The 22,382-nt window shown below is 66.7% G+C and carries 20 protein-coding genes; 4 read left to right on the top strand and 16 right to left on the bottom strand.

Translation table 11 applies throughout. The features are described from left to right. Positions 1-66: 66 nt before the first annotated feature. Positions 67-927: a DMT family transporter gene (locus PA6_RS13395; protein ID WP_021701467.1), complete on the top strand. Its 861-nt coding sequence runs from the start codon at positions 67-69 to the stop codon at positions 925-927. On the opposite strand, the gene ureC is transcribed toward PA6_RS13395, so the two are convergent. The 6 genes from ureC to qhpR form a co-directional block, all read right to left on the bottom strand. Further along, positions 912-2,612 (bottom strand): urease subunit alpha, encoded by a 1,701-nt coding sequence (ureC, locus tag PA6_RS13390; protein ID WP_021701466.1) that lies wholly within the window; start codon positions 2,610-2,612, stop codon positions 912-914. The two genes, PA6_RS13395 and ureC, sit on opposite strands and share 16 nt — an antisense overlap. Before the next feature lie 148 nt (positions 2,613-2,760). Further along, on the bottom strand, positions 2,761-3,066 hold the full coding sequence (locus tag PA6_RS13385) for an urease subunit beta (RefSeq protein WP_021701465.1): 306 nt from the start codon (positions 3,064-3,066) through the stop codon (positions 2,761-2,763). Continuing rightward, a complete protein-coding gene (locus tag PA6_RS13380; RefSeq protein WP_021701464.1) occupies positions 3,063-3,575 on the bottom strand; it encodes a GNAT family N-acetyltransferase in 513 nt (170 codons plus the stop codon). Before PA6_RS13380 ends, PA6_RS13385 begins: the two co-directional genes overlap by 4 nt. A gap of 10 nt (positions 3,576-3,585) precedes the next feature. Continuing rightward, on the bottom strand, positions 3,586-3,888 hold the full coding sequence (gene ureA / locus PA6_RS13375; RefSeq protein ID WP_021701463.1) for an urease subunit gamma: 303 nt from the start codon (positions 3,886-3,888) through the stop codon (positions 3,586-3,588). Continuing rightward, entirely contained in the window at positions 3,888-4,724 is an 837-nt protein-coding gene (locus PA6_RS13370; RefSeq protein ID WP_021701462.1) for an urease accessory protein UreD, read from the bottom strand. The genes ureA and PA6_RS13370 overlap by 1 nt, the downstream gene beginning before the upstream one ends. Before the next feature lie 55 nt (positions 4,725-4,779). Continuing rightward, entirely contained in the window at positions 4,780-5,829 is a 1,050-nt protein-coding gene (gene qhpR / locus PA6_RS13365; RefSeq protein ID WP_021701461.1) for an AraC-like transcriptional regulator QhpR, read from the bottom strand. A 290-nt stretch (positions 5,830-6,119) separates the two neighbouring features. Here qhpR and eat point away from each other — a divergent pair, with 290 nt between their 5' ends. The 3 genes from eat (at position 6,120) to eutC (ending at position 9,830) form a co-directional block, all read left to right on the top strand. Continuing rightward, the gene (gene eat / locus PA6_RS13360; protein ID WP_021701460.1) at positions 6,120-7,484 is read left to right on the top strand and encodes an ethanolamine permease; all 1,365 of its coding nucleotides are present in this window, start codon (positions 6,120-6,122) and stop codon (positions 7,482-7,484) included. A gap of 49 nt (positions 7,485-7,533) precedes the next feature. Then, entirely contained in the window at positions 7,534-8,928 is a 1,395-nt protein-coding gene (locus PA6_RS13355; protein WP_021701459.1) for an ethanolamine ammonia-lyase subunit EutB, read from the top strand. Positions 8,929-9,005: 77 nt separating this feature from the next. Beyond that, positions 9,006-9,830 (top strand): ethanolamine ammonia-lyase subunit EutC, encoded by an 825-nt coding sequence (gene eutC / locus PA6_RS13350; protein WP_021701458.1) that lies wholly within the window; start codon positions 9,006-9,008, stop codon positions 9,828-9,830. A 25-nt stretch (positions 9,831-9,855) separates the two neighbouring features. On the opposite strand, the gene PA6_RS13345 is transcribed toward eutC, so the two are convergent. From PA6_RS13345 to PA6_RS13300, 10 genes are all read right to left on the bottom strand, one after another. Continuing rightward, complete coding sequence (locus PA6_RS13345) at positions 9,856-10,287, bottom strand: hypothetical protein (protein ID WP_021701457.1); 432 nt, start codon at positions 10,285-10,287, stop codon at positions 9,856-9,858. 64 nt (positions 10,288-10,351) lie between these two features. Beyond that, the gene (gene urtE / locus PA6_RS13340; protein WP_021701456.1) at positions 10,352-11,050 is read right to left on the bottom strand and encodes an urea ABC transporter ATP-binding subunit UrtE; all 699 of its coding nucleotides are present in this window, start codon (positions 11,048-11,050) and stop codon (positions 10,352-10,354) included. Between the two features lie 152 nt (positions 11,051-11,202). After that, positions 11,203-12,054 carry an urea ABC transporter ATP-binding protein UrtD gene (gene urtD, locus PA6_RS13335; protein WP_021701455.1) on the bottom strand — a complete coding sequence of 284 codons (852 nt, stop codon included), beginning with the start codon at positions 12,052-12,054 and terminating at the stop codon, positions 11,203-11,205. Next, a complete protein-coding gene (urtC, locus tag PA6_RS13330) occupies positions 12,051-13,142 on the bottom strand; it encodes an urea ABC transporter permease subunit UrtC (protein WP_021701454.1) in 1,092 nt (363 codons plus the stop codon). Before urtC ends, urtD begins: the two co-directional genes overlap by 4 nt. Then, positions 13,142-14,713: an urea ABC transporter permease subunit UrtB gene (gene urtB / locus PA6_RS13325; RefSeq protein WP_021701453.1), complete on the bottom strand. Its 1,572-nt coding sequence runs from the start codon at positions 14,711-14,713 to the stop codon at positions 13,142-13,144. The genes urtC and urtB overlap by 1 nt, the downstream gene beginning before the upstream one ends. A 177-nt stretch (positions 14,714-14,890) precedes the next feature. Next, positions 14,891-16,156, bottom strand: coding sequence for an urea ABC transporter substrate-binding protein (gene urtA, locus PA6_RS13320; protein ID WP_021701452.1), 1,266 nt, complete (start codon positions 16,154-16,156; stop codon positions 14,891-14,893). Positions 16,157-16,170: 14 nt separating this feature from the next. Then, positions 16,171-16,941: a GntR family transcriptional regulator gene (locus PA6_RS13315; protein WP_021701451.1), complete on the bottom strand. Its 771-nt coding sequence runs from the start codon at positions 16,939-16,941 to the stop codon at positions 16,171-16,173. 5 nt (positions 16,942-16,946) lie between these two features. Further along, on the bottom strand, positions 16,947-18,743 hold the full coding sequence (gene atzF, locus PA6_RS13310) for an allophanate hydrolase (protein ID WP_021701450.1): 1,797 nt from the start codon (positions 18,741-18,743) through the stop codon (positions 16,947-16,949). A gap of 166 nt (positions 18,744-18,909) precedes the next feature. Then, on the bottom strand, positions 18,910-19,506 hold the full coding sequence (locus PA6_RS13305; protein WP_021701449.1) for a MarC family protein: 597 nt from the start codon (positions 19,504-19,506) through the stop codon (positions 18,910-18,912). A 67-nt stretch (positions 19,507-19,573) separates the two neighbouring features. Next, positions 19,574-22,342, bottom strand: coding sequence for a hybrid sensor histidine kinase/response regulator (locus PA6_RS13300; protein ID WP_021701448.1), 2,769 nt, complete (start codon positions 22,340-22,342; stop codon positions 19,574-19,576). Positions 22,343-22,382 lie beyond the last annotated feature (40 nt).

The following is a 22,382-nucleotide window of genomic DNA, read 5'->3' as shown; positions in this document are numbered from 1 at the left end:
GTGCTGGTCGCCCGAGCCGCTATTTGGCAAAATTGTTAGCTGGCTCATTATTAGGTTGTTTTGATCTTGTCCGAGCGTTCCCGTCCTGGCCTGGCCATTCTGCTGATTCTTGCGGCCGGCCTGCTGCTGTCCAGTCAGGATGCCCTGGCCAAGACCCTGACCCTTTCCTATCCGCTGTTGCTGGTGGTGTGCCTGCGCTACCTGGCGCAGAGCCTGCTCATGCTGTTGGTGTTCGCCCCGCGCCTGGGGCTGGACCTGCTGCGTACCCGGCGGCCGCTGCTGCAGCTGGCGCGGGGCCTCAGCCTGGTGGGTGTGACCCTGCTGTTCTACGGTGGCCTGCGCTACATCCCACTGGGCGAAGCGACGGCGGTGATCTTCCTGGCGCCGCTGGTGGTGGTGGCGCTCTCGGTGCTGTGGCTGAAGGAGCGGGTCGGGCGCGGCGTGTGGCTGTCCATCGGTGGCAGCATGCTTGGCGTGCTGCTGATCGTCCGGCCCGGCAGCGCGCTGTTCACGCCGGCCATCCTGTTGCCGCTGGGCGCGGCCTGCTGCTTCGGCCTGTACCAGCTGCTCACCCGCCGGCTCAGCGCGAGCGATCACCCGGCCACCAGCAATTTCATCACTGCGCTGGTCGGCACCCTGGGAACCGGCCTGCTGTTGCCCTGGACCTGGCAGCTGCCGCAGTGGCACGACCTGCTGCTGATGGCCGCGCTCGGGGCGCTGGCGATGAGCGGCCACATGCTGCTGACGCATGCCTACCGCTACGGCAGCGCCGCCAGCCTGGCGCCCTTCACCTATGGGCAGATCCTCACTGCCACGCTGATCGGCGCCCTGGCATTCGATCACCTGCCGGACACCTGGGCGGTACTCGGCATGGCGGTGATCATGCTCAGCGGCGCCGCGCTGGCCTGGAGTCAGAACAGGAAGTAGCGCTGCGCCATTGGCAGCACCTCGGCCGGTTCGCACCAGAGCAGTTGGCCGTCGGCCTTGACCTGGTAGTTCTGCGGATCGACCTCGATGCTCGGCAGGTAGCCGTTGTGGATCAGGTCGGTCTTCTGCACCTCGCGGCAGCCCCGGACCACACCGATCTTCTTCTTCAGCCCCAGCTGCTCGGGCACGCCGGCGTCGAAGGCCGCCTGGCTGATGAAGGTGATGCTGGTGGCATGGCGGCTGCCGGCGTAGCTGGCGAACATCGGCCGGTAGTGCACCGGCTGCGGCGTCGGGATGGAGGCGTTGGCGTCGCCCATCAGGCTGGCGGCGATCGCCCCGCCCTTGAGGATCAGCGTCGGCTTCACGCCGAAGAAGGCCGGGCGCCACAGCACCAGATCGGCCCATTTGCCCACTTCCACCGAGCCCACTTCATGGCTGATGCCGTGGGTGATCGCCGGGTTGATGGTGTACTTGGCGATGTAGCGCTTGGCGCGGAAGTTGTCGTTGCCCGGCGCGTCCTCGGGCAGCGGGCCGCGCTGCTGCTTCATCTTGTCGGCGGTCTGCCAGGTGCGGGTGATCACCTCGCCGACGCGGCCCATGGCCTGGCTGTCGGAGCTGATCATGCTGAAAGCGCCGAGGTCATGCAGGATGTCCTCGGCGGCGATGGTCTCGCGGCGGATGCGGCTTTCGGCAAACGCGACGTCCTCGGCGATGCTCGGGTCCAGGTGGTGGCAGACCATCAGCATGTCCAGGTGCTCGTCGATGGTATTGCGGGTGAACGGCCGGGTCGGGTTGGTCGAGCTGGGCAGCACATTCGGGAACCCACACGCCTTGATGATATCCGGCGCATGGCCGCCGCCGGCGCCTTCGGTGTGGTAGGTGTGGATGGTGCGGCCCTTGAACGCGCCCAGCGTCGTCTCGACGAAGCCGGACTCGTTCAGCGTGTCGGTGTGGATGGCCACCTGCACGTCGTACTGGTCGGCGACCGACAGGCAGTTGTCGATCGCCGCCGGGGTGGTGCCCCAGTCCTCGTGCAGCTTGAGGCCGATAGCACCGGCTTTCACCTGCTCGATCAAGGGCTCCGGCAGCGAGGCGTTGCCCTTGCCGGTGAAGCCCAGGTTCATCGGGAAGGCATCGGCGGCCTGCAGCATGCGCGCCATGTGCCAGGGCCCGGAGGTGCAGGTGGTGGCGTTGGTGCCGGTGGCCGGCCCGGTGCCGCCACCGATCATGGTGGTGACGCCACTCATCAGCGCCTCTTCGATCTGCTGCGGGCAGATGAAGTGGATATGGGTATCGATGCCGCCGGCGGTGAGGATCATGCCTTCTCCTGCGATCACTTCGGTGCCGGCGCCGATCGCGATGGTCACGTCGGGCTGGATATCCGGGTTGCCGGCCTTGCCGATGGCGTGGATGCGCCCGTCCTTGAGGCCGACGTCGGCCTTGACGATGCCCCAGTGGTCGATGATCAGTGCATTGGTGATCAGCGTATCGACCACATCTTTGGCGCACAGCTGGCCCTGGCCCATGCCGTCGCGGATCACCTTGCCGCCGCCGAACTTCACTTCCTCGCCGTAGCTGGTGAAGTCCTTCTCCACCTCGATCCACAGGTTGGTGTCGGCCAGGCGCACCTTGTCGCCGACGGTGGGGCCGAACATGTCGGCATAGGCTTGGCGGCTGATCTTCATCACATGTTCCTTGTCGGTTGTCCGCTCTCGTACAGCGCAGGTGCTCGAACAGTTCCCTCTCCCATTGATGGGATAGGGCCAGGGAGAGGAGCTTGATCTGCTCGCCCGCTCCCCCGGCCCCTCTCCCGCAAGCAGGAGAGGGGAGGTATTACAGGTCGCCCATCACCCGGCCGGCGAAGCCGAACACCCGGCGTGCGCCGGCCAGTTCCACCAGCTCGACCTCGCGGCTCTGCCCCGGCTCGAAGCGCACCGCGGTGCCGGCCGGGATATTCAGGCGCATGCCTCGCGTGAGCGCTCGATCAAACGCCAGCGCATCGTTGGTCTCGAAGAAGTGGTAGTGCGAGCCGACCTGGATCGGCCGGTCGCCGCTGTTGGCCACGCTGAGCTTGAGGGTGCGGCGGCCGGCGTTGAGTTCGATCTCGCCGTCCTGGATCTGGTATTCGCCGGGGATCATGGTGCGCTGCGCTCCGGGGTAAGGATCAGTTGCATGAAGGTCAGGTCCAGCCAACGCCCGAACTTGCGACCCACCTGGGGCATCTGCCCGGTGATGGCGAAGCCGAGGCGCTGGTGCAGGCCGATCGAGGCGGCGTTTCCACTCTCGATGGCGGCAACCATCACGTGCTTGTCGCAGGCCTTGGCGCGCTCGATCAACGCGGTCAGCAGTTGCGGGCCGAGGCCTTTGCCGCGCTGGTCGACGCGGATGTATACCGAATGCTCGATCGTGTGGCAGAAGCCGTCGAAGGGGCGCCAGTCGCCGAACGAGGCGTAGCCGACCACCTCGCCGTCGGCGTTCTCGGCCACCAGGATCGGGTAGCCCTGCTGGGCGCGGGCGGCGAACCAGGCCTGGCGGTTGGCCAGGTCAACGACGTTGTCCATCCAGATCGCGGTGGTATTGAGCACTGCGTCATTGAAGATGTCGCGCAGGGCCGGCAGGTCGGTTTCCAGGGCGTCGCGGATCAGCATGCGGGCGGCCTCAGGCGATCGGCTGGTGGACAGTCACCAGTTTGGTGCCATCGGGGAAGGTGGCTTCGATCTGGATCTCCGGAATCATCTCCGGCACACCTTCCATCACCTGCTCGCGGCTCAGCAGGGTGGTGCCGTAGTGCATCAGCTCGGCCACCGTGCGGCCGTCGCGGGCGCCTTCCAGCAGGGCGGCGGAGATCAGCGCCATGGCTTCCGGGTAGTTGAGCTTGAGGCCGCGGGCCAGGCGCCGCTCGGCCACCAGGCCGGCGGTGAAGATCAGCAGCTTGTCCTTCTCGCGGGGCGAAAGATCCATCAGGTACTCCAGATTCTTGGGGGCACGGCCGCGCGGCCGAGCAGGGCAGGGCGCAACAGGCGCCAGAGTTCGATCAGCCAGGCGCGCGCATGCAGCGCCTCGCCGGCCAGGCAGCGGGCCACCAGCAGGTCCGGCAATTGGGTCAGGTCGCCGCGTACCGGACCGCCCAGTTCGCGGCAGCGCTGCAGCAGCTCGGCATCGATCTCGCCGCTGGCCAGCAGGGTGGCGAATACCGGCTGGCCGTCCAGGCCGATGGGCGAGTCGAGCAGGCCGTCGCCACCGACCACACGCTGGCGCTCGTGCCACAGCAGCAGGCCGTCGCGGCGGATATCCAGAGCGCTCTGGAAATGTCCGCAGTCGAAGCGCTCGCCGGCGGCCGGGCGGCCGAGGGCGACCATGTCCCAGTAAAACAGGCGGGCGTCGCCTTCCAGCTCGATGCGGGTGCTCAGCTCGGCCTGGGCGCCTGAGTAGACGATGGTTTCCTGCGGCAGCCATTCCAGGGTGGCTCCGGATCGCACGCGCAGCGTCACGCACTGACGCGCGCTGCCAGCGGCGCGGTACCACTTGGCCGCGCCCGGGCTGGTGAGCTGGGTCCAGGCCCGCTCGCCGACGTCCACGGCGATATCCAGGCTGTCGCCGCCGGCAATGCCGCCGGGCGGGTGCACGATGATGTGCTGGCACACCTCGGGGCCTTCGGCGTGCAGGTGTTTCTGCACCCGCAGCGGGCCCAGATGGCGGCGCAGCACCGGGCGCGTCCAGTCCTGCTGGCGGGCGTAGGCCAATTCCAGCTCGGCGTGCCAGGCGGGGGTGAAGAGTGCGGGTTGGGCAACCGTCATTCAGGGGCATCCAGCCGAATTGGGTGAGGCGGCAGTGTAGCGTGGCGGCATGGGCTCAGGCCGTGCTCATCTGCAGCCATTGCCGCGGGCTGGCGTCGAACCAGCGGCGGAAGGCGCGGGAGAAGGCGCTGGTCTCGGAGTAGCCGAGCAGCGGCGCCAGCTCGCTGACCGGCAGGCGCCGGCGCAGGTAGTGCAGGGCCAGCTCGCGGCGCACCTGGTCGATCAGCGTGGAAAAACTCAGGTTCTGTTCGCGCAGGCGCCGTTGCAGGGCGGCCGGGGTCAGGCCGAGGCCGGCGGCGACTCGTTCCAGCGAGGGCTCGCCCAGCGGCAGGGCGTCGCGCACCAGGCCGCGGGCCTGGTCGACCAGGCACTGTGGCGATTGCTGGCCGCCGAGGCGGACGATGGCGTCCTGCACCAGCATCAGCAGCACCGGGTCGCGCTCGGGCATCAGCTTGCCGGCGATGTCGCGCTTGGGAATCAGCAGGGCATTGCACGGCTGGTCGAACAGCACGGGGGCGTCGAATACCGTCTGGTGCTCGCGCCAGCCCTCCGGTCGCGCGTGCTCGAACAGCACGGCGCGCGGTGCCCAGTCCGGCCCCAGCGCATGGCGCACCAGGTTCAGCGCCATGCCCATGGTCAGCTCGGCGTCCTGGCGGCGGTCGAGGATGGCCGGGTGATGTACCTGGTAGTCGAAGCGGTAGCACTCGCCGATATCCACCAGACGGATCAGAGTGTCGTGCTGGTGGTAGGGAAAGGCGCGGGCGAAATTCTGCAGGGCCTGCTCCAGGCTGTGCGAACAGAGCCCGACATAGCCGAGCAGGCCGAGGGCGCGCGGCAGGAACTGCTGGCCGTAGCGCAGGCCGAAGTTGTCGCAGCCGGACTGGCTGGCCGCCTCCTCCAACACCCTGCAGTAGTTGTTCAGGCTGAGGCTGAGGGTCGGGTGCAGCAGCAGGTCAGGGTCGATGCCGGCGATGCCGAACACCCGGTCTACATCGCCGCCCTGCTGGGCGATGAACGCGTCCAGGCCGCAGGCAGCCGCCGACAGCACGCCGAGGTTGCTCGGCGAGTCGGCGCTGGCCAGTGGGTGGGCGAAGTTCAGGGACATGGGCGACCTGCCACGACAGTGTTGCCAGATATTTAGCAATAGTCGTGCCCCGTCACCGAGGTACGCGGGCATAAGTCTCAGCGTGCTCGCTCAGGCGATGTTTGCATCGCCTTGGGGCGGTGCCGCACCGCTATGCACCGGCATGGCGCAAAGGCCCGTGGCAGAGGGCTTTGCGCCCTCCTGAGCGACTTGACTCTGCAGCTGTGCGCGGACTTTGCAAGGTCAAGTCTCGGCCGGGGTTGGCTGGATATCCTCGCCTGGCGTTCGACGCCCACATCGAGGAACTGGCAATGACAACAACGACACTCAAACCGACGCTCGGCACCCTGCACCTCTGGGGCATCGCCGTGGGTCTGGTGATTTCCGGGGAGTATTTCGGCTGGAGCTATGGCTGGGGCGTGGCAGGCACGCTCGGCTTTCTGGTCACCACGCTGATGGTGGCGGCGATGTACAGCTGCTTCATCTTCAGCTTTACCGAACTGACCACCGCCATCCCGCACGCCGGTGGGCCCTTCGCCTATAGCCGCCGTGCCTTCGGCCCCGCCGGCGGAATGATTGCCGGCATGGCCACCCTGATCGAATTCGTCTTCGCCCCGCCGGCCATCGCCATGGCCATTGGCGCCTACCTCAACGTGCAGTTCCCCGGGCTCGACCCGAAACTGGCGGCGGTCGGTGCCTACCTGATCTTCATGACCCTCAATATCCTCGGTGTCAGCATCGCCGCCACCTTCGAGCTGGTGGTCACCGTGCTGGCGGTGGTCGAGTTGCTGGTGTTCATGGGCGTGGTGGCGCCGGGCTTCAGCTTCAGCAACTTCGTCATCGATGGCTGGGCCGGCAGCAACGTGTTCGGCTTGCCGGCAATTGCCGGGATTTTCGCCGCCATTCCGTTCGCCATCTGGTTCTTCCTCGCCATCGAGGGCGCTGCCATGGCCGCCGAGGAAGCCAAGGACCCGAAACGCACCATCCCGCGTGCCTATGTCGGCGGCATCCTGACCCTGGTGTTCCTGGCCCTGGGTGTGATGGTGATGGCCGGTGGCGTGGGCGACTGGAAAGCCCTGTCCGGCATCAACGATCCGTTGCCGCAGGCGATGAAGGCAGTGGTCGGCGAGAACTCCGGCTGGCTGCACATGCTGGTGTGGATCGGCCTGTTCGGCCTGGTCGCCAGCTTCCACGGCATCATCCTCGGCTACTCGCGGCAGTTCTTCGCCCTGGCTCGCGCCGGCTACCTGCCGCCGGCCCTGGCCAAGCTGTCGCGCTTCCACACCCCGCACCGCGCCATCATCGCCGGTGGCCTGGTGGGCATCGGCGCGATCTTCAGCGACGGCCTGATCAACCTGCAGGGCATGAGCCTGACTGCCGCGATGATCACCATGAGCGTGTTCGGCGCCATCGTCATGTACATCATGAGCATGCTCAGCCTGTTCCGGCTGCGTAAGACCGAGCCGAACCTGGAGCGCACCTTCAAGGCCCCGGGTTATCCGCTGGTGCCGGGCATTGCCCTGGGCCTGGCGCTGGTGTGCCTGGCGGCGATGATCTGGTTCAACGGCACCATCGCGCTGTTGTTCCTCGGTCTGATGAGCATCGGCATGGTCTACTTCCTGCTGACCGGCGCCCAGCGCGACGCCGTGCCGGCCGATGCCCTGCTGCAACCGTAATTGTGATGCGCCCGCCGGCAACGGCGGGCTTTTGTTTCAGGAGAGAACGATGGCCAGTTTCAGCCATACCGTCGGCCACCAGACCTGGCGCTTCGACAGCCTGCGCGAGGTCATGGCCAAGGCCGGGCCGGCGCGCTCCGGCGACTACCTGGCCGGTGTGGCCGCCAGCAGCGATGCCGAGCGCGTCGCCGCGCAGATGGCGTTGGCCAATATCCCGTTGCGGCACTTCCTCGACGAGGCACTGATTCCCTACGAAGACGACGAGATCACCCGGCTGATCATCGACAGCCACGACGCGGCGGCCTTCGCCCCGGTCGCCCATCTCACCGTCGGCGGTTTCCGTGACTGGCTGCTCGGCGAGCACGCCGACGAGGCCAGCCTGCGCGCCCTGGCGCCGGGGCTGACGCCGGAAATGGCGGCGGCGGTGTCGAAGATCATGCGCGTGCAGGACCTGATCCTGGTGGCGCAGAAGATTCGCGTGGTCACCCGTTTTCGCAACACCATGGGCCTGCGCGGACGCATGTCCACGCGCCTGCAGCCCAACCATCCGACCGACGATCCATCCGGCATCGCCGCCAGCATTCTCGACGGCCTGCTCTACGGCAACGGCGACGCCATGTTCGGCATCAACCCGGCCACCGACAGCCTGGGCGCGCTGACCGATCTGCTGAAGATGCTCGACGCGATCATCCAGCGTTACGAGATTCCTACCCAGGCCTGCGTGCTGACCCACGTTACCAGCTCCATCGCCGCCATCGAGCGCGGCGCGCCGGTCGACCTGGTGTTCCAGTCCATTGCCGGCACCGAGGCGGCCAACGCCGGCTTCGGCATCACCCTGCAGGTGCTGCAGGAGGGTTACGAGGCCGGGCTGTCGCAGAAGCGCGGCACGCTGGGCGACAACCTGATGTACTTCGAGACCGGCCAGGGCAGCGCGCTGTCGGCCAACGCCCACCATGGCGTCGACCAGCAGACCTGCGAGGTGCGCGCCTATGCGGTGGCACGCCACTACAAGCCGTTTCTGGTCAATACCGTGGTCGGCTTTATCGGCCCCGAATATCTCTATAACGGCAAGCAAATCATCCGCGCCGGTCTGGAAGACCACTTCTGCGGCAAGCTGCTCGGCGTGCCGATGGGCTGCGACATCTGTTACACCAACCATGCCGAGGCCGACCAGGACGACATGGACACCCTGCTGACCCTGCTCGGCACGGCCGGCATCAACTTCATCATGGGCATCCCCGGCTCCGACGACGTGATGCTCAACTACCAGACCACCTCGTTCCACGACGCGCTGTACGCCCGCCAGGTGCTCGGCTTGCGCCCGGCACCGGAGTTCGAGGCGTGGCTGGAACGCATGGAAATCCTCTCCCAGCGCGACGGCCAGGTACGCCTCGGCGGCGGCTTGCCGCCGGCCTTCCGCCAGGCACTGGCGCAACTGGGCTAGAACAGCTCGCGGGTTGCACCCGCCCTACACGTCGTAGTGCGGGTGCAACCCGCGGGAGCGACACAAGGAAACAAGCGGTGAAAGACGACAAGCCACTGAGTGGTGCCATCGACAACCCCTGGCAGGAACTGCGCCGCCTGACCCCGGCGCGCATCGCTCTGGGCCGTGCCGGCACCAGCCTGCCCACGGCGGCGCAGCTGGATTTCCAGTTCGCCCATGCCCAGGCGCGCGACGCCGTGCACCTGCCGTTGCATGCCGAGGCGCTGGCCGAGGGCCTGGCCAGCCAGGGGCTGCCAGTGCTGCAGCTGCACAGCGCGGCCGGCGACCGGCATACCTACCTGCAGCGCCCGGACCTGGGGCGACGCCTGGACGCTGCTTCGGCGCAACGCCTGCGTGACCACCGCGCCGAGCATCCGCAGGGCTACGACCTGGCCATAGTCATCGCCGACGGCCTGTCGGCCCTGGCCATCGAGCGACATGCCGCGCCTTTCCTCGCCCGCCTGCGCGAGCAGATGGGCGGCGATGGCTGGTCGCTGGCGCCGCTCTGCGTGGTGCGCCAGGGGCGGGTGGCAGTCGCCGACGAGGTGGCCGAGCTGCTCGGCGCGAAGATGGTGGTGATCCTGATCGGCGAGCGTCCGGGGCTGAGTTCGCCGGACAGCCTCGGCCTGTACTTCACCTACGCGCCCAGGGTTGGCCTGACCGACGCCTTCCGCAACTGCATCTCCAACGTACGCCTGGAGGGGATGAGCTACGGTGTGGCCGCGCACAAGCTGCTATACCTGATGCGTGAGGCCTGTCGGCGCCAGCTGTCCGGCGTCAGCCTCAAGGACGAGGCCGAGCTGCCCGGCCTGGAAGGCGAGCAGCCGGCGCGGCTGAATTTTCTGGTGGATTCGTTGCAGTAGCGCGGGAAAGTGTTGCGAGGCAGCTCTACCCGGCGGCCCGTTCGGCGCGCTTGTGCAGCCAGGCGGCGAGGCTGGAGTACAGGCTCAATACCAGCAGGGCGGCGCACACCAGCAGCCACCACTGCAGGTGCAGGCCGTAGTGCGGCGGCGAATGCAGCACGCCGGTTAGCCAGAACAGCGCCAGCGGTATTGCCAGCAGGGTGGCGCACCAGGCACGGCCCCAGGAGCGGCAATACGACCAAGGCCGCAGCACGGCCAGCAGCAAGCTGCATTCGGCCAGCACGATGGCGCAGAACAGCAACACCCACTGCAGTGGATAAGCCGGCTCCATGCCCTCTGGCATGGAGCGACGCAGCCAGTAGTCCGGCAGGCTGCCGCCATAGATGACCATGGCGCAGCCAAGCAGGGCGCACAGGGGGAGCAGCAGGTGGCGCAGCAGGTGGCGCAGTGCGGTCATCGGTGCCGGCATCCAACGGGAAGAGGCACCGATTATGCGCAGAGCACGAGCCGGGCGTCGCCGTTCAGATCGCCACCAGCCCGCGCACGCCATCGGCCTCCATGGTCTCGCCACGGCCCTGCTGAACGATCTCGCCACGGCTCATCACCAGGTACTGGTCGGCCAGTTCGGCGGCGAAGTCGTAGAACTGCTCGACCAGCAGGATGGCCATATCGCCGCGTTCCGCGAGTTTTCTGATGACCACGCCGATCTCCTTGATCACCGAGGGCTGGATGCCTTCGGTGGGTTCGTCGAGGATCAGCAGGCGCGGCTGGCTGGCCAGTGCGCGGCCGATGGCCAGCTGTTGCTGCTGACCGCCAGAGAGGTCACCGCCACGGCGCTGCTTCATCTCGCGCAGCACCGGGAACAGCTCGTAGATGAACTCGGGGACGGTCTTGGCTTCGCTGGCGCTGAAACGGGACAGGCCCATCAGCAGGTTTTCCTCGACCGTGAGCCTGGGGAAAATTTCTCTACCCTGCGGCACATAGGCGATGCCGGCATGCACGCGCTGGTGCGGCTTGTGGCCATTGATGGCCTGGCCTTCCCAGGCGATCGTGCCTTCCTTGGCCGGGATCAGGCCCATCAGGCATTTGAGCAATGTGGTCTTGCCCACGCCGTTGCGGCCGAGCAGGCAGGTGACTTCGCCGATCTTCGCCTCGAAGGACAGGCCGCGCAGGATGTGGCTGCCGCCGTAGTACTGGTGAAGCTGTTGGACTTGCAGCATGTGTTCGCCTCTTGAGTCCTACTTGTCTGCTTCCCTCTCCCCCGCCCCTCTCCCGCCGGCGGGAGAGGGGAGCAAGTGCGCAGTGTCGGACCTTGGCTCCGCGCAAGTTCCCTCTCCCATTTATGGGAGAGGGTTAGGGAGAGGGTGGTTGTTCAGCGGCCGAGATAGACTTCGATCACCCGCTCGTTGGCCTGCACGTCCTCCAGCGAACCTTCGGCCAGCACGCTGCCCTGGTGCAGCACGGTGACGTGGTCGGCGATGGTGCCAACGAAGCCCATATCGTGCTCGACCACCATCAGCGAGTGCTTGCGTGCCAGCGACTTGAACAGCTCGGCGGTGAACTCGGTCTCGGCGTCGGTCATGCCGGCCACCGGCTCGTCGAGCAGCAGCAGTTGCGGGTCCTGCACCAGCAGCATGCCGATCTCGAGGAACTGCTTCTGGCCGTGGGACAGCAGCCCGGCCGGGCGATGCCGCGAGCTCTCCAGGCGGATGGTGGTCAGCACTTCCTCGATGCGATCTTTCTGTGCGCCGGAGAGGCGGGCGCGCAGGCTGGCCCACACCGACTTGTCGGTCTTCAGCGCCAGTTCCAGGTTTTCGAACACGCTGAGCGCCTCGAACACCGTGGGCTTCTGGAACTTGCGGCCGATGCCGGCCTGGGCGATCTCGACCTCGCTCATCTGGGTCAGGTCGAGGGTGTCGCCGAAGTAGGCGACGCCGTTGTTCGGACGGGTCTTGCCGGTGATCACGTCCATCATGGTGGTCTTGCCGGCGCCGTTGGGGCCGATGATGCAACGCAGTTCGCCGACGCCGATGTACAGGTTGAGGTCGGTGATGGCGCGGAAACCGTCGAAGCTGACATTGATGCCTTCCAGGGTGAGGATGGTGCCGTGGCGCACATCCAGGCCCTTGGCCGCAGCGCTGCCGAGACCGACCGCGTCGCGGCCGCTGCCGGCTGGGTCGAAGGCGGGTTCGAGCATGAATTCGGGTACTGGAGCGGCTCTCATTGGTCCTTCTCCTTGCGCAGCAGTCCTATGACCCCTTTGGGCAGGAACAGGGTGATGACGATAAACAGCGCGCCGAGGGCGAACAGCCAGTATTCGGGGAAGGCCACGGTGAACCAGCTCTTCATGCCGTTGACCAGGCCGGCGCCGAGCAGCGGGCCGATCAGCGTGCCGCGCCCGCCGAGGGCGACCCAGATGGCCGCCTCGATGGAGTTGGTCGGCGACATCTCGCTGGGGTTGATGATGCCCACCTGCGGCACGTACAGCGCGCCGGCCAGGCCGCACAGCACGGCGGAGAGCACCCAGATAAACAGCTTGTAGCCGCGCGGGTCGTAGCCGCAGAACATCAGGCGGTTCTCCGCGTCACGCAGGGCGGTGAGCACCCGGCCGAACTTGCTGCGCGCCAGGGCGAAGCCCAGGGCCAGGCTGCCGACCAGCAGCAGCACGGTGCAGAAGAACAGGAAGGCGCGGGTGCCCGGGGCGGTGATGTCGAAGCCCAGGATCGTCCTGAAATTGGTGAAGCCGTTATTTCCGCCGAAGCCGGTCTCGTTGCGGAAGAACAGCAGCATGCCGGCGAAGGTCAGGGCCTGGGTCATGATCGAGAAATACACGCCCTTGATCCGCGAGCGGAAGGCGAAGAAGCCGAACACCAGGGCCAGCAAACCGGGCGCCAGCACCACCAGGCACAGGGCCCAGAGGAAGTTGCTGGTGCCGTACCAGTACCAGGGCAGCTCGCTCCAGGCGAGGAAGCTCATGAAGGCGGGCAAGCCATCCCCCGCGCTTTGACGCATCAGGTACATGCCCATGGCATAGCCGCCGAGGGCGAAGAACAGGCCGTGGCCGAGCGACAGCAGGCCGGCGTAGCCCCAGACCAGGTCCAGCGCCAGGGCGACGATGGCGTAGCAGAGGATCTTGCCGACCAGGGTCAGGCCGTAGGCCGAGACGTGCAGGGCGTTGTCCGCCGGTAGCAGGTGCAGCAGCGGCATGGCCAGCAGTACAGCCAGTATCAGCAGGCCGAGAGCGAGGGACGCCTGCGGCCCCAGTTTCGCCGTGGCTCGCGCCAGCAGCGTTTGATTGAGTGCTTGAGTCATCAGTCGATCACCCGTCCCTTGAGAGCGAAGAGGCCTTGCGGACGTTTCTGGATAAACAGAATGATCAGCGCGAGGATCAGGATCTTGCCGAGCACGGCGCCGATCTGCGGCTCCAGCAGCTTGTTGGCGATGCCCAGGCCGAAGGCGGCCATGACGCTGCCGGCCAGCTGGCCGACGCCGCCGAGCACCACCACCAGGAAGGAGTCGATGATGTAGCTCTGGCCTAGGTCCGGGCCGACGTTGCCGATCTGCGACAGGGCCACACCACCGAGGCCGGCGATGCCGGAACCCAAACCGAAGGCGAGCATGTCCACCCGGCCGGTCGGCACGCCGCAGCAGGCGGCCATATTTCGATTCTGGGTGACGGCGCGGACGTTGAGGCCGAGGCGGGTCTTGTTCAGCAGCAGCCAGGTCAGCAGGACCACGAACAGGGCGAAGCCGATGATCACCAGGCGGCTGTAGGGCAGCACCAGGTTGGGCAGCACCTGCACGCCGCCGGACAGCCACTGCGGGTTGGCCACCTCGACGTTCTGCGCGCCGAAGATCACCCGCACGGCCTGGATCAGGATCAGGCTGATGCCCCAGGTGGCCAGCAGGGTTTCCAGCGGGCGGCCGTAGAGGTGGCGGATCACCGTGCGCTCCAGCGCCATGCCGATGGCGGCGGTGACGAAGAAGGCCACCGGCAGGGCGGCCAGCGGGTAGAGGGCGAGGTATTCCGGTGCCAGGCGCTGGAAGCCCAGCTGCACCATATAGGTGGTGTAGGCGCCGAGCATCAGCATCTCGCCGTGGGCCATGTTGATCACGCCGAGCAGGCCGAAGGTGATGGCCAGACCCAGGGCGGCGAGCAGCAGGATCGAGCCGAGGCTCAGGCCGCTAAAGGCCTGGCCGAGCAGCTCGCCGACCAGCAGGCGGCGCTTGACCTGGGCCAGGCTGGTTTCGGCGGCGGTGCGGACTGCGGCGTCGGTTTCCACGCCCTCGGCCAGCAGGCCTTCCAGGCGGGTGCGGGCCAGCGGATCGCCGCTCTCGCCGAGCAGGCGCACGGCCTTCAGGCGGATCGCCGGATCGGGATCGACCAGCTGCAGGTTGGCCAGGGCCAGGGCCAGGGCGGCGCGCACGCCGTCATCCTGTTCGCTGGCGACGCGGGCGTTGAGTAGTTCCAGCTGCGCTGGCTTGGCGCTCTTCTGCAGCTGTTGGGCGGCGGCCAGGCGCGTGGCCGGCTCTGCGGCGAGCAGTTGCTGGCTGGCCTGCACGTTGGCCAGCAGGCCGCGCAGGCGGTTGTTCAGGCGCAGCTTCTTCGGCGTGCCGTCGGCGGTCGCAGCTGCTTCGGCGGCTTGCCAGGCGCCGTCGACCTCATAGAAGGCGGTCTTGCTGGCATCGACGCCGACGCGGCCCTGCTGCAGGGCATCGAGTAGCGGCTGGCGGGCGGGATCGGGGTGGGCGGCCCAGCTTTCGAGAAGCTTGGCCTGCTTGGCCGGGTTGGCGGCGACAAAATCATTGGCGTCGCCGGCATGGGCGGTCAGTGGCAGCAGCAGCGCCAGTGACAGCAGGATTCGGTAAAGGGCAGTGGGCATACGAAGGATCCTTGGGGTACGCCGGAATATTCCCTCTCCCATTGATGGGAGAGGGTTAGGGAGAGGGGCGTGGTCTGGCTAGCCCTCTCCCCCGGCCCCTCTCCCGCAAGCGGGAGAGGGGAGGCAGGCCGCAGCCCGGAGGGCAATCCAGGAACGGCCTAGCGGACTACTTAGGGCTTAGTTGGACTTCACCGCGTAGTCCGGCTTCTTGTCGTTGCCGGGGATGAAGGGGCTCCACGGCTGGGCGCGCAGCGGGCCTTCGGTCTGCCAGACGATGGAGAACTGACCGTCTTCCTGGACTTCGCCGATCATCACCGGCTTGTGCAGGTGGTGGTTGGTCTTGTCCATGGTCAGGGTGTAGCCACTCGGTGCGGCGAAGGTCTGGCCGGCCAGGGCTTCGCGGACCTTGTCGACATCGGTGGTGCCGGCTTTCTCGACGGCCTGGGCCCACATGTTGATGCCGACGTAGGTGGCTTCCATCGGGTCGTTGGTTACCGCGGTCTGATAGTTCGGCAGGTTCTTGGCCTTGGCGTAGGCCTTCCACTTGTTGACGAACTCGGTGTTGACCGGGTTATCCACGGACTGGAAGTAGTTCCAGGCGGCCAGCTGGCCAACCAGGGGCTTGGTGTCGATGCCGCGCAGTTCTTCCTCGCCGACCGAGAAGGCCACTACCGGGATGTCGGTGGCTTCGATGCCCTGGTTGGCCAGTTCCTTGTAGAACGGCACGTTGGAGTCGCCGTTGACGGTGGAGATCACCGCGGTCTTGCCGCCGGCGGAGAACTTCTTGATGTTGGCGACGATGGTTTGATAGTCGCTATGACCGAAGGGGGTGTAGACCTCTTCGATATCCTTGTCGGCCACGCCCTTGCTGTGCAGGAAGGCGCGCAGGATCTTGTTGGTGGTGCGCGGGTAGACGTAGTCGGTACCCAGCAGGAAGAAGCGCTTGGCCTCGCCGCCGTCCTCGCTCATCAGGTATTCCACTGCCGGGATGGCCTGCTGGTTCGGTGCCGCGCCGGTGTAGAAGACGTTCGGCGACATCTCTTCGCCTTCGTACTGCACCGGATAGAACAGCAGGCCGTTGAGTTCCTCGAACACCGGCAGTACGGACTTGCGCGACACCGAGGTCCAGCAGCCGAAGACCACGTCGACCTTGTCCTGGGTCAGCAGCTGGCGTGCCTTCTCGGCGAACAGCGGCCAGTTGGAGGCCGGGTCGACCACCACCGGTTCGAGTTGCTTGCCATTCACCCCGCCCTTGGCGTTGATCTCATCGATGGTCATCAGCGCCATGTCTTTCAGCGAGGTTTCGGAGATCGCCATGGTGCCGGACAGCGAGTGGAGGATGCCGACCTTGATGGTTTCGGCGGCCTGCACGGTCCAGGTCATGCCCATGGCGGCGATGGATGCGGAAAGGGTGAAGGCCTTGATCAGGCTGCGACGTTGCATGGTGCGATCTCCATTCACGAACTTGAGTGTTGAACTGCTGGTTTGTTGTTATCTGTTGTGGCAGTGGAACCAAGGTCATCGCGCTCACTCCGCGTCGCCGGCGCCTTCTGTCGGGCACTGTGCAACATGTGCAGGGTGATCGTGCGCACTTCCGCCTTGCTCTCCTCGATATGGGTCCTGAGCAATAGCTGTGCCTCTTCACAATGGCGCGCGAGGATCGCGCCAAGAATTCGTCCATGTTCGTCGTAGGTGGCGGTAATCCGTGGCCGCTGGGTGAAGTCCAGGCGCCTCAGAATGCGGATCTGCTCGGTCACCTGCTGGTGCACGCGGGCCATCTCGCGATTGCGGCCGGCCTCGACCAGCAGGCAGTGAAACTGCTCATCAAGCAGGGAAACCGCCTTGCCGTCGTGCAGGCGCTGCTCGGGTTGCACCAGCCAGGTGCGACCGAGCTGCAGCAGGGTCGGGTGCTGCTCGAACTCGGGGCGCAGGCACAGGCGCCGCACCGCCTCCAGCTCCAGCACGGTGCGCAGGTCGTAGAGTTCCTCGAAACGTTCGAAGTCCAGCGGGCTGACCTGCCAGCCGCTGCGAAAGTGCACCTGCACCTGACCCTCGCGCTGCAGGCGATACAGCGCCTGGCGCACCGGCGTGCGGCTGGCCGCCATGCGCTCGGCGACGTCGCCCTCGCTGAAGCGATCGCCCGGCAGCAGGCGGAATTCGAAGATGTCCTCCTTGAGCTGCCGGTAGATGGCATCGGCCAGGCTCGGCGGCGCGACACGACGGGGCATGGGATTCAGCCCTGCTGACTGGCAATGAAGGCGCGCCAGCCACCGAAGCCGGTGATGTCGCGTGCCCCTTCAAGCGCGTACGGCTCGCAGATGAAGCCCTTGACCCAGCGGCCGTCGGCCAGCTGCAGATTGCCGATGCCGAGCGGTGGCGGGATCTCGGCGACGAACTCGCCGAAGCGCGCCTGCGGCACGTCCCACAGCTCGACGATGATCTCGGCGCCATCCTCGGCCACCCGCGCCAGGCCCGGCTTGGGCGGCACGGTACCGGGCAGGGCGTAGAGGCGGTAATGGGCAGAACTGGTGGTCTGCTCGACCAGTACGGCGTCGCGGCGGGTGAGCTGGAAGTTCAGCGGCATGCCGGTGAGGTGCGCGCCGACTACGGCCACCCGCACGCTGCCTGGTGCCTGGGCCGGCGCTCCCTGCGGCGGCAGTGCGCGGCCGGTGGCGCCCAGCGGCAGGGCGAGGAAGTCCTGCCAGCGCCGGCCGAGGGCGGCCAGTGCCTGGTCGTGCCAGGCCGGGGCGAGCAGAGTGATGCCGGCCGGCAGGCCATCGGCGCGCAAGCCGGCAGGCACGGCCAGGGCGCAGAGGTCGGCGAGGTTGGTGAAGTTGGTGTAGGTACCGAACTGGCTGTTGAACAGCACCGGTTCGGCGGCCATTTCGGCCAGGGTGCGAATGGTCGGCGAGGTCGGTACTACCAGGGCGTCGAAGCCGACCAGGGCGTCGTTGATCCTGCGGCTCAGCTCGGCGCGGATGTACTCGGCCTTGTAGGCGTCGCAGGCGCTGTATTGCTCACCGCCCGCCACGATGCCGCGTACCACCGGGTTGATATGCGCGGGATCGACGTGCTCCAGGGCCACCGTGCGTTCGGCGACCCAGGAACCGTAATAAAGCTGTTCGGCCAGTTCGCGGAAGGGCGCGAAGTCGATCTCCACCAGCTCGGCGCCCAGCTCACGCAGCTGGCCCAGGGCCTGTTCGAACACGGCCTGGTTCTGCGCGTCGCCGAAGAACTCGGGGGCAGCCGGTACCGCCAGGCGTGGTTTGGCCGGCATGCCGACCTTGGCGCTGTTGGGGTTTTCCCTACTGTAGGGATCGGCGGCATCGAAGCCGCCGGCGATAGTGGCCACGGCCTGGGCGTCGGCCACGGTCAGGGCGAACACCGAGATGCAGTCGAGGGTACGGCAGGCGGGCAGCAGGCCGCGGGTGGACAGCCAGCCCTTGGTCGGCTTGAGCCCGACGATGTTGTTGAAGCCGGCCGGCACACGGCCGGAGCCGGCGGTATCGGTGCCCAGCGCAAAGGGCAGCAGGCCGCGCGCGACCACGCTGGCCGAGCCGGAACTGGAGCCGCCGCTGACGTAGGTGGGATCGAAGCTGTTGGGCACCGCACCATAGGGCGAGCGGGTGCCGACCAGACCGGTGGCGAACTGGTCGAGGTTGGTCTTGCCGATGACGATGGCGCCGGCGGCGCGCAGGCGGGCGACCACGCAGGCGTCGGCTGCGGCGGTGTAGGCGAATTCGGGGCAGGCTGCGGTGGTGGGCCAGCCAGCGACATCGATGTTGTCCTTGATGGCGAAGGGCACGCCATACAGCGGCAGTTTGGCCAGGTCGCCAGCGACGTCGGCCAGGCGCTCGGCCAGTTCGTCGAGCTGGACCTGCAGCTGCTGCGCAGAGGCGAGGCTGATCCAGGCGGGATCGCTGTCGTTCAGTTCGGCCAGCAGCTCGGCCAGCACAGCCGGTTGCAGGTGCTGGTTGCGATAGGCCTGTTGCCAGTCGTTCAGGGTCCAGCCGCGGGTGCTCTGCGACATTGCTGCGGATTCCTTCTTGTATCCAAGTTGGTATCCGCAAAGCAGAAGCTATGCCAGTCTGTTAACTGGCTGATTTATATGGTTTTTATCGTGATTGATGGCGCGCATGGGCGCAGCGGTTGCCCTCTTTGGGGGCCGCGCGCCCGGCGCTGGTGCGTGCGGGCGATCAGGGGGCTAGGTAGCCCTTGACCCCGGTGAAGATGATCTGCGCGGCCAGGGCGCAGACGAACAGGCCCATCAGCCGGCTGAGGATCTGCAGGCCCTGCTGGCCGAGCAGGCGCTCGACCTTGTCGGACAGATAGAGCACCAGGCCTACCGTGACGCTGGCAATGGCGATGGCGGCGATGGCGATCAGCTTGTCGTCCCATTCCGGCTGGCTGATGCCCATCACCAGCAGCGCACCGATGGTGCCGGGGCCGACGGTAAGCGGGATGGTCAGCGGCACGATGGTGACGTCCTGATTGACGTTGTCGGCCTGCACCGCCGATTTGCCCTGGGCCATGCCCAGCGCCGAGATAAACAGTACCGAGCCAGCGCCGATGCGGAAGGCATCGGCGGTGATGCCGAAGATCTCGAAGATGGTCTGGCCAAACAGGTACAGCAGCACGCTGGCGATCAGGGTGCCCAGCGCGACCTTCCAGGCCAGCCGCTTGCGCTCTCTGGTGCTGTAGCCCGGCGTCAGGCCGATGAAGCAGGACAGCACGAAGAACGGGCTGTAGAGAACCAGCATCTTCAGGTAAATGGTGAACAGCAAGGACAGCATGGGAACGGCTCGCCAGTGGAAGTGCAGCACAGCATAGAGGGCGACGGCCGGAGGCCGCTACCCGGGTTCAGGAGGGCAGGGCGTCGCGCTGGCGGCGTTCGCGTTCGCCGACCCAGTGGGCGATCAGCTCGCGCAGCTGCGACATTTCCACCGGCTTGGACATGTGCCCGTCCATGCCGACCTGGCGCGCGCGTTCCTTGTGCTCGGACAGGATATGCGCGGTCAGGGCCACCACCGGAGTGCGCTCGCGGCGCTCGCGGTGCTCCCACTCGCGCAGGCGCTCGGTGGCGGAGAAACCGTCGAGGACCGGCATCTCGCAATCCATCAGCACCAGATCGTACTGGCGTTCCTGCATGGCGCGCAGGGCTTCCTCGCCGTTGCTGGCGGTATCCGGGTTGAGGTTGAGCTTGCTCAGCATGCCGCGGATGACCTTGGTGGAGATGCTGTTGTCCTCGGCTACCAGGATGCGGAAGTCCTGCGGTACCTGCAGCGTGCCGGTTTCGGCTGGCAGCGGTTGCGCAGCGCCCGCCTGGCGCTGGGCGAGTTCGTCGGCCAGCACGGTCTTGAGGGTATAGCCGGCCACCGGCTTGGCCAGGATGCGTTTGATCCCGGCATTGCGCGCGATGATCTTGCTCGGCGCATTGCTGATGCCGGTCAGCATGATCAGCAGGATGTCGTGGTTGAGGTTGGGGTCTTCCTTGATCTTGGCGGCCAGCTGCATGCCGGTCATGCCGGGCATCTCCTGGTCCAGCAGCACGGCATCGAAGTATTCGCGCAGATGCGCCTTGGTGCGCAGCAGGGCCAGGGCTTCCTTGCCGGACGCCACGGCACTGACCTGCAGGCCCCAGGCGCTGCATTGCTGCTGCAGCACCTTGCGGCAGGTCTCGTTGTCGTCGACCACCAGCAGGCGTGCACCCTGCAGCGGACCGTCGAGGTCGGCGGTGGGTTGTTCCAGGCGCTGCGGGTCGAGGGGCAGGGTCAGCCACAGGGTGCTGCCGGTACCGGTACCGCTCTGTACGCCGAACTGGCCGTCCATCAGGCGCGCCAGCTGGCGGGCGATGATCAGGCCGAGGCGACCGCCGAGTTTGCTGGCGCTGAGGAAGTCGCTGCTGTGCAGCTGGGTATTGAGCAGGGCATCACGCTCGCCGGCTTCCAGCGGGCGACCGCTGTCCTGTACGGCGATGCGCAGGCTGGGCGTCTTGCCTTCGGTATCCAGGGCCACCACCAGCAGAATCTCGCCCTCGTCGGTCTGGCGGAAGGCGTTGTCCAGCAGGCTCAGCAGAATCTGGCGCAGGCGAGTGGGGTCGCCACTGATGACCCGCGGCACCTGCGGCTGGGTGAAGTTGATCAGTTCGACCTTCTGTTGTTCGGCCTTGGCGCGGAAGATGTCCAGGCAGTCGTCGATCAGCGCATTGAGGTCGAACTGCACGTCGTCCAGTTCGATCTGCCCCGACTCCAGCTTGGAAATGTCGAGAATTTCGTTGATCAGGGTGAGCAGCTCGTTGCCCGAGCTGTGGATGGTCTGTACGTAGTCGCGCTGCTTGGCTGACAGCGGGGTGCCGAGCAGCAGTTCGGTCATGCCCAGCACGCCGTTCATCGGGGTGCGGATCTCGTGGCTGATCTTGGCCAGGAACTCGGCCTTGGCCTTCAGCTCGGCGCTGGTGGCGGCCTCGCTGGTGCGCTGGAACAGGGTCTCGCTCTGGATCTGCCGCTGTCGCTCGGAGAGAGCGATGCTCAGCACCAGGCCGGCGATCATGGCCACGCTGAACAGGCTGAGCACCAGCCAGCCGGGGTTGAGCTGGTCGAAGCCGAACAGCACGGGGCCGAGCGTGGCGAAGCCCAGGTCGAAGATCAGCATGCCGGCGAGAATCAGGCGAGCCGGGCGGTAGCCATTGCGCCAATGGACGAAGGCGATGGCCGGTACGGTCAGTGCCACCAGCACCACCAGGCCATAGACCAGCCAGCTGTGCCAGAACAGCCCGGTGAAGCCGATCATGGCGGCTGCCGCGGCGATCAGGGCGAATTCCAGGTGCAGCAGGTGGCGCAGCGGGCTGTGTTCCGCCGGGCTGCCGCTGAAGAAGAAACGGGTATAGCCGAGGATGCACAGGGCGGCGGTCAGGGCTGACAGGTCGGCGATCAGCGACTGGTTGTAGCTCTGTTCCGGCAGCAGCACGGCCAGCAGGCCGATGTTGGCGGTGGCGCACAGGGCCAGGGCAACGTGCATGCCGGCCAGCCACAGGTTGCTGGCGGTGGGCGAGTAGGCCATGCGCAGCAGGTTGAACAGGGCCAGCAGCATCAGGCCGCCGAGCAGTGCACCGAACAGGTAGGCGGGCTTCTCCTGGGCTACCAGCTGCGGCTCGTCGATGACCTTGAACCACATCATCAGGGCGTGGTTGGAGGTCATGCGCAGGTAGGCGGTGCGCGGCTGGTCATCGTTGGGCAGGCTGAACAGGTAGGCCCGCGACGGCAACGGGCGCGAGCTCAGGGTCAGGGCTTCGCCGGTACGCAGCTGCTGTTCCAGCACGCCGTCCCGGACCAGATAGAAGTCCAGATGCTGCACGCGCGGCGCGAACAGCCAGAGCCAGTGCGGGGTGCTGAGGGCGCGGGTTTCGACTTTCAGCCAGATGGCCTGGGGGGAAGCGGGTAGGGTGAAGGCGAGGCGGTCCAGCGGCTGAAAGCGCGAGCTCTGCGCCTGCACCTCGGCGAAACTCAGCTGCGCGGACTTGTCCAGCAGGATCGACCAGTTCTCCTCGGCGATCTGCTGCGGCGCAGCCGACACCTGCAGACCCAGGAGCAGGCTGACGATGAATCCGGTGGCGATCCAGAGCCGGCGCACAGTGGAGTCCCTTCTATGAGTGATGCCCCGATTATAGCTA

Origin of the sequence: Aquipseudomonas alcaligenes NBRC 14159, from assembly GCF_000467105.1 — a bacterium.
Taxonomy (GTDB): Bacteria; Pseudomonadota; Gammaproteobacteria; order Pseudomonadales; family Pseudomonadaceae; genus Aquipseudomonas; species Aquipseudomonas alcaligenes.
The sequence above is the reverse complement of the archived record's forward strand: the minus strand, read 5'-3'. Positions and strand labels throughout refer to the sequence as shown.

What these genes read in the sequence shown, in the direction of transcription:
- urtD (WP_021701455.1), bottom strand. Translation starts at nt 12,054, where the DNA reads ATGAGAGCCGCTCCAGTACCCGAATTCATGCTCGAACCCGCCTTCGAC.
- PA6_RS13370 (WP_021701462.1), bottom strand. Translation starts at nt 4,724, where the DNA reads ATGACGGTTGCCCAACCCGCACTCTTCACCCCCGCCTGGCACGCCGAG.
- eat (WP_021701460.1), top strand. Translation starts at nt 6,120, where the DNA reads ATGACAACAACGACACTCAAACCGACGCTCGGCACCCTGCACCTCTGG.
- ureC (WP_021701466.1), bottom strand. Translation starts at nt 2,612, where the DNA reads ATGAAGATCAGCCGCCAAGCCTATGCCGACATGTTCGGCCCCACCGTC.
- PA6_RS13345 (WP_021701457.1), bottom strand. Translation starts at nt 10,287, where the DNA reads ATGACCGCACTGCGCCACCTGCTGCGCCACCTGCTGCTCCCCCTGTGC.
- urtC (WP_021701454.1), bottom strand. Translation starts at nt 13,142, where the DNA reads ATGACTCAAGCACTCAATCAAACGCTGCTGGCGCGAGCCACGGCGAAA.
- urtE (WP_021701456.1), bottom strand. Translation starts at nt 11,050, where the DNA reads ATGCTGCAAGTCCAACAGCTTCACCAGTACTACGGCGGCAGCCACATC.
- ureA (WP_021701463.1), bottom strand. Translation starts at nt 3,888, where the DNA reads ATGGATCTTTCGCCCCGCGAGAAGGACAAGCTGCTGATCTTCACCGCC.
- PA6_RS13305 (WP_021701449.1), bottom strand. Translation starts at nt 19,506, where the DNA reads ATGCTGTCCTTGCTGTTCACCATTTACCTGAAGATGCTGGTTCTCTAC.
- PA6_RS13315 (WP_021701451.1), bottom strand. Translation starts at nt 16,941, where the DNA reads ATGCCCCGTCGTGTCGCGCCGCCGAGCCTGGCCGATGCCATCTACCGG.
- PA6_RS13355 (WP_021701459.1), top strand. Translation starts at nt 7,534, where the DNA reads ATGGCCAGTTTCAGCCATACCGTCGGCCACCAGACCTGGCGCTTCGAC.
- qhpR (WP_021701461.1), bottom strand. Translation starts at nt 5,829, where the DNA reads ATGTCCCTGAACTTCGCCCACCCACTGGCCAGCGCCGACTCGCCGAGC.
- urtB (WP_021701453.1), bottom strand. Translation starts at nt 14,713, where the DNA reads ATGCCCACTGCCCTTTACCGAATCCTGCTGTCACTGGCGCTGCTGCTG.
- urtA (WP_021701452.1), bottom strand. Translation starts at nt 16,156, where the DNA reads ATGCAACGTCGCAGCCTGATCAAGGCCTTCACCCTTTCCGCATCCATC.
- PA6_RS13380 (WP_021701464.1), bottom strand. Translation starts at nt 3,575, where the DNA reads ATGCTGATCCGCGACGCCCTGGAAACCGACCTGCCGGCCCTGCGCGAC.
- atzF (WP_021701450.1), bottom strand. Translation starts at nt 18,743, where the DNA reads ATGTCGCAGAGCACCCGCGGCTGGACCCTGAACGACTGGCAACAGGCC.
- PA6_RS13385 (WP_021701465.1), bottom strand. Translation starts at nt 3,066, where the DNA reads ATGATCCCCGGCGAATACCAGATCCAGGACGGCGAGATCGAACTCAAC.